We start from the raw sequence: 12,749 nt of genomic DNA on the forward strand, positions 1-12,749 counted from the left end.
CGAGTCGGCAGGGCCGATGGCCGCCGACGACGGCTGGCGGCGGATCCGCATCGACGACGCCTGGCACACCACCTACTGGGTCGCCTCGTGGCCACGGTCAGGGCGACACCCGGCCTGGCTCGAGCCGATCCTCTCCTGGGACGGCTGCGTGGACGAGGCGACTGCGGTGCGCCGCGAGCTGACGGTCGTCCTCGAACCGGTCGCGCCGTCGGTCAGCCGGCGGCGCGTCGACCGCGAGGCGATCAAGCTGGAGTCGGACGCCGCCGTCCGTGAAGAGAAGGGCCGCCGCGTCGACGCCCATCACCGTCGCGCCCAGCAGGCGGTCGCCGAGCGCGAGCAGGAGCTCGTCGCGGGCCACGCCGAGCTTGCCTACGCCGGTCTGCTCCGGGTGACCGCGAGCTCGGTCGACGCCCTCGAGCGTGGGTGTGACGCGGTCGAGCAACTCGCACGCGAGCACGGCGTCGACCTGCGGCCGCTCTACGGGCGACAGGACCTCGCGTACACGGCCAGCCTCCCCCTCGGCCTGGGACTCGGCCGGATGGTGACCGGGTGAGGCGACGCCGGCCCCTGCTGCGGCTACCCAGGCACCGGGGCACGACGGCGCACGTCTGCAGCCTGTACCCGTGCTCTGTCCAGGCGCCCCTCGGTGACCGGGGCGTCTACCTCGGAACGAACGTCACCGCCGGTGGCGCGTCGTTCGTGTGGGACCCCTTCGAGGCGTACGACGCCGGCTTGGTGACGAACCCGAACGTCTGGGTGATGGGAGAGCCGGGCAACGCGAAGAGCTCGCTGGTCAAGTCCTACCTGTACCGCCAGACGGCGGTCTACGGCGCGAAGCGCTGGACCGCCGTCTGCGATCCCAAGGGCGAGTACCTCGCGCTCGCCGAGGCGCTCGGTTTCGACGTCGTGCGTCTCGCGCCGGGCGGCTCGACCCGAATCAACCCGCTGGACGGCGACGCGGCGACCGACGGCCACGAGGTCGAACGGCAGGCCGGCCGCCGAGCCGAGATGGTCGCCGCCCTCGTCGGCACCATGCTCGACCGCCCCCTCACCGCCCTCGAGGACGCCGTGCTCTGGGCTGCCGTCGAGCAGGCCAGCCGAGGGGCACGGCGAACGACGCCGCCGACCCTCGCCGACGTGGCGGCCCTCCTGCGGACGCCGACGGCGCACATGGCCGAACGCTGCCACAAGGGCACCGACGAGCTCGTCCGGGCCGCGGAGCCGGTCTTCTTCGAGCTCGACCGCCTCCTGAGCAGGAGCCTCCGGGGCATGTTCGACGGCGAGTCGACCGTTCGCGTCGACTGGGACGGCCCCGGACTGGTCCTCGACCTGTCGGCCGTCCACTCCGACCGCCAGGCCCTCCCACTCGTGATGGCGGCGACGCACGGATGGCTCACCGAGCGGATGGCGTCGGGGACAGGACGCCAGTGGGTGCAGGTCCTGGACGAGGCCTACTGGCTCCTCGGCAACCTCCGCATGGCGCGCTACCTCCAGTCGTCCTGGAAGCTCGGCCGCTCCTACGGCGTCGCCAACATCGCCGTCGCCCACCGGCCGAGCGACCTCGCCGCCCAGGCCGACGATGGGTCGGCGACGGCGAAGATCGCCGCCGGCCTCCTCGCCGACACCGCGACCAAGGTCGTCTTCCGCCAGGCGCCCGGCGAGGTCGCCGGGATCGGAGGTGAGCTGCTCGGGCTCCGGGAGGTCGAGCGCGAGGTCGTCCGCCGCCTCGTTCGGGGTCGGGCGCTGTGGCGGCTCGGCGAGCGCACGGCCGTCGTCGCCCACGTCGTCGGACCCGGCGAGGACGGCCTCGTCGACACCGACGGACGCATGCGGTCGAGCACGTCGGCCGCGTAGCCGTGCGGTACGACCGCGACGCGATCCTCGCTCGCGTCGACCTCGGGCAGCTCGCCGACGAGCTCCTCGGCGGCCACAAGGGCTCGGGAACCGGCGCTCGCTGGCCGTCGCCCGTGCCCGGGCACCCGCAGACCGGGAAGACGCCACCCATGACGATCTTCCGGACCCACCGTGGGGTCGAGCGGTGGACCTGCTGGGCGACGGGAACGTCGGGCACGGCCATCGACCTCCTCGTCACCGCCAGAGGCATGACCGTCGCGGAGGCTCTCGAGCACCTCGCCGCCCGCGCCGGCATTCGCCCCGTCGCGCCCGGCACGCCGGCCCAGCGCCGCGGGGCGGCGCCCGGCCAAGCCAACGAGGGGAGTGTGCTCTCGGACGACGCCCGGCATGACCTCCTCGCCTACGTGGAGGCATGCGAGGAGCACCTCTGGTCACCGGCCGGGAACCCAATGCGCCGGTGGCTGGTCGAAACGCGGCGCCTCGATCCGGACGTCCTGTGCGTTAACCGCGTCGGTGCCGACCCGGGCCCGGCGGTGCTCGCACGTGCCGACGGCCTTCCGAGGGGGAGGGGCGTCACCTTCCCGGTCCTCGAGGACGGGGACGTGCGCTACGTCCAGCTCAGGCGCCTCAGTAGCAGCGGCCCGAAGTACACGAGTCCGGCGGCTCGGCGCTTCGGACCGAACCCCCGGGTCGCAGAGGTCGTCCTCATCGACGCGACCGCTCGCGACGCTCCGACGGTCGTCGCCGAAGGGCTCTGCGACGCATTGACGGCTGCCAGTGCGGGTCTGCCGTCCGTCGCGTTGCTCGGTGCGGCGATGCCGAATGCGGCGGTGGCGCTACGCCTCGCTCGGGGGCCGGGTCCCTTAGTGCTTGCCCTCGACGGAGACGCGGCCGGCGCCGCGGGCAACGCGTCACTGAGCCGCATGTTGGAGGAGGTTGGATCCCGAAACATCATCGCCCTCCCCATGCGTAACGGGTGCGACCTCAGTTCGTGGTCTCGGCAAGCCGGCCCCGCATTCCCACAGACTCTACGGACGGCAATTAACCACGCAGCGACGACGCTAGGTCGCTCCACATCGAGATCCCGTTGATGTCAAGCCGAGGCGTCTTAGCGCGCAAACTGCGTAACACGTCGCAGCGTTGACGCGCGGCCGGTGCTTGTCGGAGCGCCGGTGCTTTGCGATCCGGCGAAGCTGTCGGCACCTCAGACCTCGAAGGACGTGCGCCGCTCACTAAGCTGCTCGCGGCGGAGGCTCTGCCGGACTCGGCCGGAGCGGTGGTTCTCCGACCTGCTGGCCGACACGCTCGACCGCGTGATCGCCGCGCTGCACGAGCACCACCCCGGCCTCGGCACGACGGTCGCCATCGACGGGTCGGACATGCCGGCCTACGCCAACGGACAGAGGTTCCTCAGCAATGGCGGGCCAGGGGCGCACGGTGTTCTCCCACCCGGACGCCTCGTGGGGCGCACCGTTCTTCGATCAGCACCCGCAAGGGTGGCGGCTACTACGGCTACAAGCTCCACGTCGCGATGTGCGCGACGACCGGCCTCCCGGTCGCGTGGCGGGTCGGTCCGCTCGGGACGTACTGGCACCCGTCGTCCCGGGTGCTGCTCGACGCGGCCCGGTCCGTCGGCATAGACCTGAAGCACGTGATCGCGGACAAGGGCGACGACGTCGACCCGGTCTACGACGAGGGCGAGCCAGGGCGTCCGGCCGATCATCCCCCCCTCCGCCAGACGCCCGTCGTCCGCGCCGGGAAGGACCGGCCGCCCGAGTGCGAGCACGGCACCTAGACGTTCGCCGGCTCTGACTTCAATCGGCAGGCGTCCAAGTGGCGCTGCCCTTCCGGCGAATGCCGACCGGCCTCCCGATGGGTCAACGCCGACCGGCTGCACACGCTGGTACCCGCGGCACTGACCGTTGGTGGAAGCCCACCGGCAGCGCGGCGCCATCGATTGGGAGTTCGGCCGCTTGAAGCACAGCTTTGGCGTCCCGGCCCTGCGGGTGCCGCGGCTGGAGCGGGTGCGGCTGCACGCCGATCAAACGATCCTCGCTCGGTCGCGGTGGCGCTCGACAACGCCCGAGAAGCGCAGCAGACTCACGATCGGTGCGCTCCTTCCGCGGCCTGACCGCTCTCTGAGCGCCCATGAGCATTGAGCAGTGCCGCCGCCGGTTTGCGTGGGCTTGCCAGCACCTCGAACTCCTGAACAGCTCCCTTGCGCCCCTCCGGGAGGCTTACGCCTATCCCCCCTTGAGAGTCGAACACAAGGACGGGGGTTGCCGTCGGCAGTGGGCGTTGGACCCCGATGCCGACCTCCCGCCGGTTGACCCCGCGCTCGGCCTCATCTTCGGCGACTGCCTCCACAACTTCCGGGCGACCCTCGACAACCTCATCTACAGCCTCTCCGAACTGCACTGCAGACGACTCCTGACCCCGGACGAGGCCAATAGGCCGTTCTTCCCGATCGCGGGCTACAAGACGGACTTTCGGAAAGCGAGGCGGCGGGGAGCGATCGCCTATCTGCCCGCTCGGGTGCAGGCACGCGTCCAACGGTTGCAGCCATACAAGACTGAGGAGGAACCCGAGTGGCACCCACTGTCCATCCTCCGAGAACTGTCTGACCGGGACAAGCACCGATTCGCACTCATCGGAATAGGGACGCCAAGCCACCACTCCTACGTGTACGAACCTGGGGTCCAGGGCCGCTACATCGCAAACATATTGGAACCGGGCACACCCTTCTTCGAGTTGGTCGTCCCCCCCCATCTCGCGAAAGTGGACATGCAGGTCAACCTCAGCTTCGCGATAAGCCTCAAGGAACCCGCCCGGCTCCGCGGCAGGGACGCCTACTATTGGCTCAACGACATACGGGCATGCATCAGTGACGCGGTGTTCCCCGAGTTGGAGGTAGACCCCATTTTGACCGATTCATCGGTCAACCCGAGTTTCGCCAAGGTGTACTAGCTGCATCCGGATTCACTCGCGCCACGAAGCCCGGCGTGGAGATCCCGAAGCGAATCCTCCCGAACCTCTCGCAACTGGCGATAGGCGTCGCGGATCTGCGGAACCAATACGGCCCTGACCACGGATGAACCTCCGCCGTGGTCGGACTCGCGCCGCGTCACGCTCACCTGGCAGTCGGTGCTGCGGCGACGTACTGCCGGATGTTGATCGAAACCTTGGCAGCCCGCTCTCCGTCGGGGAACTAGCCAGTGGTCGAGGCGTTGATGTGTGCCGGGCTGTGCTCCGACGGACTTCGGCGGCGCCGAGCAGGGTGGCGAACGCTGCGTCATGTCACCGATCGTCGTCACCGCGCTGTCAGCCGAAGCGCGCCCTCGGGGTGCAACCCCTCCTCGCGTCGTGTGCTCGCGGTTACGGGCCCGGGAATACCCGCCGCAGGAGGGCGACTGCGGTCGACTCGACGCCGGGTGGGGTGTGGGCCGGATCGAGTCGTCCGTACACCAGCCGAGCGAACGCCTCCGCTGGCAGCTCGACGTCAGCGGTTGCGGTCGACGGCCCGAAGGTCACCGTCTCGGGTGTGAGCTCCACGGCGAAGGTTCGCTCCGCGCCGCTCGTGTGCACGGTGACACTGATCGTGTCGCCGGTTGGCTTCGCGGTGAAGCGGGCGACGAGGTCCAGGTTGTCGACGACGAGCTCGGCGACCGAGTCGGGGATGATCGCGGTCGGATCGCGGACGATCTCGATGTCCCAGGTGTGCAAGGCGTGCTCGTTGAGGCGCATGGCAACGAACTGGTCGAAGCCGAGGCTCATCGGTCCCATCGAGAAGCTGAACACGGCGCGCTCGTCGCTGGTCACGGCGTCGATGCGGGCGAGCAGCTCGGCGTCGGCGGCGAGCGCGTCGTCCCGCTTGGCGACAGCGTCCTTGGCGTTCCACGTGTCCCAGACGCCGGGCGCGAAGTCGTCGGGCGTGTCGGTGCCGACGAGCGCGTCTTCGAGTCGACGCTGCGTGATCACGGCGCCCGAGCCGAGGTGGGAGAGGACGTCGGCGATCGTCCACTCGGTCGGGAATGCCTGGTGAGTGAGGTCGGCGTCGCTCATGTCGACCGCCAGGCCGTGGAGCCGGGCGACGGAGGAGCGGAGAGCGTCGACGCGCGCGTCAGCCATTGGCGACGACGCGAACGGGGGTCAGCGTGGCGATGACGCGGTCGTCGCCTGACTGCTCGAGGACCTCCACGGGAACGTTGTAGCGCTCGGCGAACCTCGGCAGCAGCGTCTTGTCGGGATCGGGCGTGAGCTCGACGTCGGCGCGGAGCTCGAGGGTCCGGTACGGGTTGGCGGGGTCGAGGATGAACAGGGTCGCCTTCGGGTGGCGGGCGAGGTTCCTGTACTTCTGCCGCGACGTGAGGATCGAGGTCTTCACGGTGCCGTCGTTGTCGACCACGAACCAGACGGCGGTGGACTGAGGAAGCCCGTCGGCGCCGACGGTGGTCAGCACCGCGGTGTTCGGGCCGAGCAGGTCCGCGTGGGTAGGGGGGATGTCGGTCTTGGAGGTCACGCGTCGTCCAACCCCGGGAAAACGGGGAATGTTCCCCACTTTCTGATGGTTATGGGATCCATGCAGCTCAGGGCCGACGCGGTTCGCAACCGCGAGGCGATCGTGGCCGCCGCTCGTGCCGTGTTCGCCGAGCACGGGCTCGACGCGCCGCTGGATGAGATCGCGAAGCGGGCCGGCACCGGCAACGCCACGCTGTACCGGCGGTTCCCGACCCGGGTTGACCTCGTCGAGGCCGTCTTCGCTGACCGCATGGCGGAGCACGTCGCAGCGGTCGAAGCGGCGCTCGATGTGGAGGATCCGTGGGAGGGCTTCGCCGCCTACGTCCGGTCCGTCGGCGCCATGCAGGCGTCGGATCGCGGGATCGCTGATCTGGTCACGATGGACGTGTCGACGGCGCCCGAGGTCGAGCGGCTCCGGTCTCGGGCGTTCGATGATCTCGTCCGCCTCGTCGACCGGGCGCACGCCGCCGGCGTGCTCCGCGAGGACTTCACGACCGTCGACGTGGTGCTGCTGCTGATGGCGAACGCAGGGCTCGTCGAACGCGCCCACGGCATCACCGCCGAGGCGTCGGCGCGGCTGGTGCACGTCCTGCTCGACGGGTTCCGCGCCTCGGCCGCGACTCCTGGACCCCTGCCCCCGAGCCCCCGCCGCATGCGATTCGCCATGCGACGCAACGGCGAGCGCCGACTCGGCGCACGAAAGGAACGATGACCATGACCGACAAGCCGTTCGAACTCGGCGTGTATACGTTCGGCAACACGCCGGCCGGCGGCCCGACTGCTCAGGCGATCCGCGACGCGCTCGAAGCCGTGCAGGTCGCCGAGGAGGTCGGCCTCGACTACTTCGGCTTCGGCGAGCACCACACGCCGTCGATGCCACTGTCGTCGCCGACGGCGATGGTGAACGCGGCCGCGGCGTCGACGCACCACATCAAGCTGGGCACGACGGTGACCGTGCTGTCGACCGACGAGCCCATCCGGGTGTTCGAACAGCTCGCCACCGCGGCTGCCATCGCGCCGGGACGGATCGACGTCGTCGCCGGACGGGGCTCCTCCGACATCACCTTCCAGCTCTTCGACCTCGACGAGCGGGACTACGACATGCTCTTCGCCTCCAAGCTCGACCTGCTCCTCGCGGTCAACCGGGGCGAGCGCATCAGCTGGAACGGCCCCCACCGGCAGCGGCCGCTCGTCGACACGCTCGTCCTGCCCCGCCCCGAGCAGCCGCTCAAGATCTGGCTAGGCACCGGCGGCAGCCCCGAGTCCGTCTACCGGGCGGCCGAGCTCGGCGTCCCGATGTTCCTCGGCATCCTCGGCGGCACCGCCCAGCACTGGGCGCAGTACGGCGTCGCGTACCGCGACGCGTGGGCACGGTCCGGCCACCTCGCAGACGACGCCGACATCGCCGTCGCGGTCCACGGCTTCGTCGCCGAGAACGACCGGGACGCCAAGCGCACCTACCTCGAGCACGAGCAGCGCATGTTCGTCACCGGCTCGGCCGAGATCGGCCGGCGCATGGCACCGCCCGTCGGACGTGATGCGAACTACGAGGCCGGCGGCATGGTCTTCGCCGGCGGCCCCAACGAGGTCGCCGAGCGCATCCTGCACCTCCACGACCTCCTGAGCCACAGCCGCCAGATTCTCCAGATGGACGTCGGCGGCATGCCGCACGCGACCTTCCTCGAGGCTATCGAGCTGCTCGGCACCGAGGTCCTCCCCCAGATCCGCAAGGAGCTCGACCAGCGATGACCACCACCAACCCCCTCAACGTCACCGTCTTCGGTGCCTCCGGCCACATCGGCCGCCAGGTGGTCGACCAGCTGCTCGCCGCAGGGCACCACGTCACCGCCTACGTCCGCAACCCCACCAAACTCGACGTCGCCCATCCCGACTTCACTGTCGTCGAAGGCGAGCTCAACGACCCGGCCGCGATCGCCCGGGCCGTACAGGGTGCCGACGCAGTCGTCAGCGCCCTCGGCCCGACGCTCAAGCGGACCACCACGGGCACTCCCGTCACCGACGGGACCCGCAACATCGTCAAGGCGATGGAAGCCGCCGGCGTCCGCCGCTACATCGGACTCGCCACTCCCGCCGTCGCCGCCGACCGCGACCGCCCGACGTTCAAGGCGAAGGTCCTACGGACGCTGCCCCGGTTCGCGTTCCCGAACGCGCTCGTCGAGCTCAACGGCATGACCGACGCCGTCCGCAGCTCGACCCTCGACTGGACGATCGCCCGCATCACCAGCCCGAACGACGCACCCGCCAAGAACACGACCCGATCCGGGTTCCTCGGCGTCGACAAGGTCGGCTCCGCCATGACACGCGCCGACATCGCCGTCTTCCTCGTCGGCCAGCTCACTGACGACCGCTACCGCCAGGCCGCCCCGGCCATCAGCAACTGACCAACGATGTTCATCGCTCTGGTTATCGTCACCGTCGTGCTGGCCGTCACCGTCGCCGGCTCCGCCATGAAGAAGATCCAGAAGGATGAACAGGTCCGCACTGCCGTCGGCGTCGACGAGCGGTACTTCCCGGTCCTTGCCGGTCTCGAGGTCGCCGGCGCGGCCGGCATCCTGGGTTGCGGCTCGCGCCGCTCGGCGTCGCCGCAGCCGCCGGTCTCGTCGCCTACTTCGTCGGAGCCGCGGTCGGCCACCTCCGCGTCGGCGACACCAACGGCCTCGCCATGCCGGCGGTCCCGCTTCTCCTGTCGGCCGCCGTGCTCGTCCTGCGACTTCTCACCGCCTAGCCATGACGACCCGGCGTCCGACGTACTACGTAGCCCACGGCGGCGGCCCGTGGCCACGGCTGAGAGACCGGATGCGTTCGACCTCGAACCGGTGCTGCCGAGCTGACGAGGGCTCCCTTTGACTGCATGCAGAACGTGCGGCGTGGCGCTGAGCACGACTTGGCGACGGGAGATGCGGGGGCTCGGAGGCTTCGAACCCCCAACGTCATGATCCTCAGTGAAGACGTTCTGGTGTGATGTGCCGGTGTGTCCGTGAGCCGTCATGCCGCCTGATCGCGGCTTGCTCGCCGGCGTTCTCGCGTGCTCAGCCCAGCGTCGCGAAGCATCTGGTGCACGCTTCCGTGGCTGTCGACGTGCCCGCCGTGCTGTACCCACCGGAGACGTGTGGCGATGGTTCGGGGACCGTGGTCGGGGTGATCGAGGGCGTATCGGACGACGGCCGCCCTCACGTCGGGGGAGAGGGAACCCGCCGTGCGCGTGCGGCGCGTTCCGCTCGGCATGCCGAGCCTGCCGGCGAGGACGCTCGCCGCCCGGTGGCATCTCCGGCGGAGGCTGTCGACGCTGACGCCTGTAGCAGCGGCGACGGCACTCGGATCCTCGTTCAGCACACGGCAGCGCCAGAAGAGGTCTGCCGTCGCCGCCGTGAGTGCCCCCGCGGACACGGCCCCGTCGACGAGCGCGCGGAGTCCATCGTCGCGGCCACGTTGGTGGTGCATCCCCTCGAGCGCCGCCTGCTCGGCAGAGCGATCCCTCGGCGCGTGCTTTGTGACGTCGTCGACGAGTAGCTCGCCGGACGGGGGCGTCAGCGCGGCGACGTAGCGCTTCCTCACGTCGAGGACGACGTTCGCCGCGATCTTCGACGGTCTGCGGTCGATCGGGTAGGTGACGATCCGCTCCCAGGCGAGCGCGACGAGGTCGTCGAACACCGAGGTTCGCTCCGGGGTCCACGCGAGCCGTACGGCGAGGGCGCTCAGCCCCGGCTTGAGGCAGCGCAGCAGGACCATGGGGGCCGTTTTGTCGCCGGCAAGGGCCTGTCGCACGAGAGCGGCGAGCACAGCGTCCGCAGTCGCGGGTGGCGCCGACAGCGTGCGGTCGACGAGATCGTCGAGGAACTCGGCGGCGAGGAGTGGTTCGTCTCGCCACTGAGCGAGGGCGTACGAGGCCTCGCGGCTGTGAGTGAGGCGGTCCCACTCGCGGTCGAACGGGCGGGTGTCGATCGGCACGGGCTGACTCCTGGGAGGACGAGGACCTCCGGAGGGTCGGACACGCGCTTCGCTCACTGGTTCGCGCGGCGCGCCTGGTGGGCGGCCGGGCGAACGACCACGGCGTCGGCCTCGGGGTCGTGCGACGCCCTCGCTTCGCTCGACTCGTCGCGCGAAGGAGGCGCGCCCTCGCCTGCGTCCGGTCGGGCGCGCGCCGCCGGCTTGGGCTCGACGTGGCACCCGACGACTCGGACGTCTTCGGCGCACTGGTCCTCCTCGCCGCCGGCGTGTTCGGCGCGGTCCTCGTCGTCGTGTGGGCGGGTGCCGTGCTGGCCATCGCAACTACCGGGGGCGGGCTCGTCCGCCCGCCGATCGACGACGTCGTCCTCGCCGCCCGCCTGCTACCGACGACGCTCGGCGATCCGCGCGCAGCGTGGCCCCAACCGTGGAGGTCCGGCCTCCCGGGGCCGGGGGCCTACTGGGCGGCGACAGCTGCGATCGCGGCGGCGATCCTCGCGGTCGGGTTGTCCGCGGCGGTCAAGTGGCCGCGTCGGCGGTGGGGCCTCGAGCGTCGGCGACGGCTCGGTGTCGACACGCAGGCCCGATTCGCCACCAGACGGCGGCAGATGGCGGCACTCCTGGTCGGCCGCGCAGAGCCCGGGCGTTTCATCCTCGGCCGCTCCGTCCCCGGCGGGCACCTTCTGGCCACCGAGAACCGATCGGGCGCGGCCGCCCGGCGCGGTCCCGGGAGCAGTCGGCGGGCGGACAGGGGGGCCGTCGCGCTGATCGGTCCGTCGAGGTGCGGGAAGACGACCGCGGTCATAAGCGGGGTGCTCGAGTGGGACGGGCCGGCGGTCCTCTCGTCGGTGAAGAACGACCTGCTGGAGGCGACGCGGCGGTGGCGCTCGTCGATCGGGGAGGTCCGCGTCTACGACCCGACGGGTTGCACCGGGGCGGCGGCCGCTGGCTGGAGCCCACTGCGCGACGCCCGCACGACCTTCGGGGCGCAGCGTGCCGCTCGCGTCCTCGTCGACGCCGCTCCCCGCACCGGTCGCGAGGGGGGCGACGACTTCTGGCTGGCGCAGGCCGAGATCCTCCTCTCCGGCCTGCTCTGGGTCGCGGCGATCACGCCGGGGATGGCGATGGGCGACGTCGTCGAGTGGGTGCTCACCCAGGACCGCCCGACGGAGGAGACGCCCGGCGTCGTGCGCGTGCTGCTCGAGGCGCTGCTGAGATCCGGGGACGAGGCGATCGTCCCGCACGCCGAGGCGGCGACGAAGGCGCTCCTGGCCGTCTGGCAGCTCGAGGACCGGACCCGCTCGTCGGTGTACGCAACCGCGCAGACCGTCGTGTGGCCGTGGGCCGACCCGGGCGTCGCCGAGTCGGCGCGGACGTGCGACATCGACCTCGACTGGCTCCTGACCGAGGCGAACACGGCGTACCTCTGCGCCCCGCTCGAGGACCAGCGGCGCCTCGCGCCGGCGTTCGGGGGCCTGCTCAACGACATCCTGAAGCAGGCGTTCGCGCGGGTAGCGGCGACCGGCCGGCCGCTTGACCCGCAGCTCCTGGTCGTCCTCGACGAGGCAGGTAACACGCCGCTCCGGTCGCTCCCGGAGCTCGCTTCGACGGTCGCCGGTCTCGGGATCCTGCTGGTGACGGTCTGGCAGTCGCGGGCGCAGATCGACGCCACGTACCGCGAGCAGGCCGAGTCGATCCTGACCAACCACCTGTCGAAGCTGTTCTACGCCTCGATGTCCGACCTAGGTGGCCTCGACACCGTCGCCCGGCTCCTCGGGCAGGAGCAGGCGGCGACCCTCCAGCGCTCCACCGACACCGGCCTGGGGAGCCGCCGCGGCTCGGTGACCCAGGCCGGCACCGAGGTCCAGCTCGCCCCGGCCCACGTCGTCCGGCAGATGCGGCCGGGCGACGCCGTCCTCGTCCACGGGACGCTGCCGCCGATCCACGTGCGAACCCGGCCCTGGTACGCCGAGCGCTCACTTCGCGCGCGGGCGGCCGGCGCCGTCCCGCCGTCGCGCGGCCGGCGCGGCCGACGTTCCCGCCGTGGGTGAGGCGGAGCAGCCGGTGCCGGGCGGGTACCTCCGCTCCGCCGGGGATCAGCCGGCGTCCGCCGGGTACCAGGTCGCGGCCGCCGGCCACCTCGGGCGGCGGCCAGTGGAGCTCGTGTTCGACCCCGCCCGGGTGGTCGCGATCGTCGTGGTCGGTGCCACGGCGGACGACCCGACGCTGTCGACCGCGCTCGCGACGCTCGGGATGCGGCCGAGGTGGCTGCAGCTCGAGGCGGCCGAGGTGTGGGTCGGCGAGCGGCACGAGGTGCGGGCGGCAGCCGACCTCGTCGCCGCCGGCGATCGCACCGCGTCGAAGGGTCGCGAGGCTGGCCGGTGACCGGAACCACCAGGCGCCGCGCCGTC

14 protein-coding genes are annotated in these 12,749 nt (G+C 71.2%); 11 read left to right on the top strand and 3 right to left on the bottom strand.

All coding sequences use genetic code 11. The annotated features are described in order from the left end of the window. Nucleotides 1-16: 16 nt before the first annotated feature. The 5 genes from VGB14_13765 to VGB14_13785 all read left to right on the top strand — a co-directional run bounded on the left by VGB14_13765 (nucleotide 17) and on the right by VGB14_13785 (nucleotide 4,821). Entirely contained in the window at nucleotides 17-553 is a 537-nt protein-coding gene (locus VGB14_13765) for an SCO6880 family protein (GenBank protein ID HEX9993991.1), read from the top strand. A 182-nt stretch (nucleotides 554-735) separates the two neighbouring features. Next, nucleotides 736-1,854 (top strand): hypothetical protein, encoded by a 1,119-nt coding sequence (locus tag VGB14_13770; protein ID HEX9993992.1) that lies wholly within the window; start codon nucleotides 736-738, stop codon nucleotides 1,852-1,854. Nucleotides 1,855-1,856: 2 nt separating this feature from the next. Next, on the top strand, nucleotides 1,857-2,945 hold the full coding sequence (locus tag VGB14_13775; protein HEX9993993.1) for a toprim domain-containing protein: 1,089 nt from the start codon (nucleotides 1,857-1,859) through the stop codon (nucleotides 2,943-2,945). Between the two features lie 440 nt (nucleotides 2,946-3,385). Then, nucleotides 3,386-3,649 carry a hypothetical protein gene (locus VGB14_13780; GenBank protein ID HEX9993994.1) on the top strand — a complete coding sequence of 88 codons (264 nt, stop codon included), beginning with the start codon at nucleotides 3,386-3,388 and terminating at the stop codon, nucleotides 3,647-3,649. A 353-nt stretch (nucleotides 3,650-4,002) separates the two neighbouring features. Then, nucleotides 4,003-4,821 (top strand): hypothetical protein, encoded by an 819-nt coding sequence (locus VGB14_13785; GenBank protein HEX9993995.1) that lies wholly within the window; start codon nucleotides 4,003-4,005, stop codon nucleotides 4,819-4,821. A gap of 408 nt (nucleotides 4,822-5,229) precedes the next feature. On the opposite strand, the gene VGB14_13790 is transcribed toward VGB14_13785, so the two are convergent. Both VGB14_13790 and VGB14_13795 read right to left on the bottom strand, forming a co-directional pair. Beyond that, nucleotides 5,230-5,982, bottom strand: coding sequence for a maleylpyruvate isomerase family mycothiol-dependent enzyme (locus VGB14_13790; protein HEX9993996.1), 753 nt, complete (start codon nucleotides 5,980-5,982; stop codon nucleotides 5,230-5,232). Further along, complete coding sequence (locus VGB14_13795) at nucleotides 5,975-6,412, bottom strand: PPOX class F420-dependent oxidoreductase (GenBank protein ID HEX9993997.1); 438 nt, start codon at nucleotides 6,410-6,412, stop codon at nucleotides 5,975-5,977. Before VGB14_13795 ends, VGB14_13790 begins: the two co-directional genes overlap by 8 nt. A gap of 21 nt (nucleotides 6,413-6,433) precedes the next feature. On the opposite strand from VGB14_13795, the gene VGB14_13800 reads away from it, so the two are divergent. Genes VGB14_13800 through VGB14_13815 form a run of 4 tightly spaced genes read left to right on the top strand, consistent with a single transcriptional unit; the run spans nucleotide 6,434 to nucleotide 9,224 of the window. Continuing rightward, on the top strand, nucleotides 6,434-7,084 hold the full coding sequence (locus VGB14_13800; protein ID HEX9993998.1) for a helix-turn-helix domain-containing protein: 651 nt from the start codon (nucleotides 6,434-6,436) through the stop codon (nucleotides 7,082-7,084). 2 nt (nucleotides 7,085-7,086) lie between these two features. Next, nucleotides 7,087-8,121 (top strand): LLM class flavin-dependent oxidoreductase, encoded by a 1,035-nt coding sequence (locus VGB14_13805; GenBank protein HEX9993999.1) that lies wholly within the window; start codon nucleotides 7,087-7,089, stop codon nucleotides 8,119-8,121. Beyond that, the gene (locus VGB14_13810; protein HEX9994000.1) at nucleotides 8,118-8,774 is read left to right on the top strand and encodes an NAD(P)H-binding protein; all 657 of its coding nucleotides are present in this window, start codon (nucleotides 8,118-8,120) and stop codon (nucleotides 8,772-8,774) included. Before VGB14_13805 ends, VGB14_13810 begins: the two co-directional genes overlap by 4 nt. A gap of 6 nt (nucleotides 8,775-8,780) precedes the next feature. Continuing rightward, nucleotides 8,781-9,224, top strand: a complete 444-nt coding sequence (locus tag VGB14_13815; GenBank protein HEX9994001.1) for a hypothetical protein — start codon at nucleotides 8,781-8,783, stop codon at nucleotides 9,222-9,224. 154 nt (nucleotides 9,225-9,378) lie between these two features. Here VGB14_13815 and VGB14_13820 read toward each other — a convergent pair whose 3' ends face one another. After that, complete coding sequence (locus tag VGB14_13820; GenBank protein HEX9994002.1) at nucleotides 9,379-10,341, bottom strand: hypothetical protein; 963 nt, start codon at nucleotides 10,339-10,341, stop codon at nucleotides 9,379-9,381. A gap of 605 nt (nucleotides 10,342-10,946) precedes the next feature. Here VGB14_13820 and VGB14_13825 point away from each other — a divergent pair. Next, complete coding sequence (locus VGB14_13825; GenBank protein ID HEX9994003.1) at nucleotides 10,947-12,389, top strand: type IV secretory system conjugative DNA transfer family protein; 1,443 nt, start codon at nucleotides 10,947-10,949, stop codon at nucleotides 12,387-12,389. After that, nucleotides 12,382-12,723, top strand: coding sequence for a hypothetical protein (locus tag VGB14_13830; GenBank protein ID HEX9994004.1), 342 nt, complete (start codon nucleotides 12,382-12,384; stop codon nucleotides 12,721-12,723). The genes VGB14_13825 and VGB14_13830 overlap by 8 nt, the downstream gene beginning before the upstream one ends. Nucleotides 12,724-12,749 lie beyond the last annotated feature (26 nt).

Source organism: Acidimicrobiales bacterium (assembly GCA_036399815.1).
Classification (GTDB): domain Bacteria; phylum Actinomycetota; class Acidimicrobiia; order Acidimicrobiales; family DASWMK01; genus DASWMK01.

Excerpts from the sequence above, each read along its gene's own strand:
- VGB14_13765 (HEX9993991.1), top strand. The coding sequence starts at position 17 with ATGGCCGCCGACGACGGCTGGCGGCGGATCCGCATCGACGACGCCTGG.
- VGB14_13780 (HEX9993994.1), top strand. The coding sequence starts at position 3,386 with ATGTGCGCGACGACCGGCCTCCCGGTCGCGTGGCGGGTCGGTCCGCTC.
- VGB14_13785 (HEX9993995.1), top strand. The coding sequence starts at position 4,003 with ATGAGCATTGAGCAGTGCCGCCGCCGGTTTGCGTGGGCTTGCCAGCAC.
- VGB14_13790 (HEX9993996.1), bottom strand. The coding sequence starts at position 5,982 with ATGGCTGACGCGCGCGTCGACGCTCTCCGCTCCTCCGTCGCCCGGCTC.
- VGB14_13800 (HEX9993998.1), top strand. The coding sequence starts at position 6,434 with ATGCAGCTCAGGGCCGACGCGGTTCGCAACCGCGAGGCGATCGTGGCC.
- VGB14_13805 (HEX9993999.1), top strand. The coding sequence starts at position 7,087 with ATGACCGACAAGCCGTTCGAACTCGGCGTGTATACGTTCGGCAACACG.
- VGB14_13810 (HEX9994000.1), top strand. The coding sequence starts at position 8,118 with ATGACCACCACCAACCCCCTCAACGTCACCGTCTTCGGTGCCTCCGGC.
- VGB14_13815 (HEX9994001.1), top strand. The coding sequence starts at position 8,781 with ATGTTCATCGCTCTGGTTATCGTCACCGTCGTGCTGGCCGTCACCGTC.
- VGB14_13825 (HEX9994003.1), top strand. The coding sequence starts at position 10,947 with ATGGCGGCACTCCTGGTCGGCCGCGCAGAGCCCGGGCGTTTCATCCTC.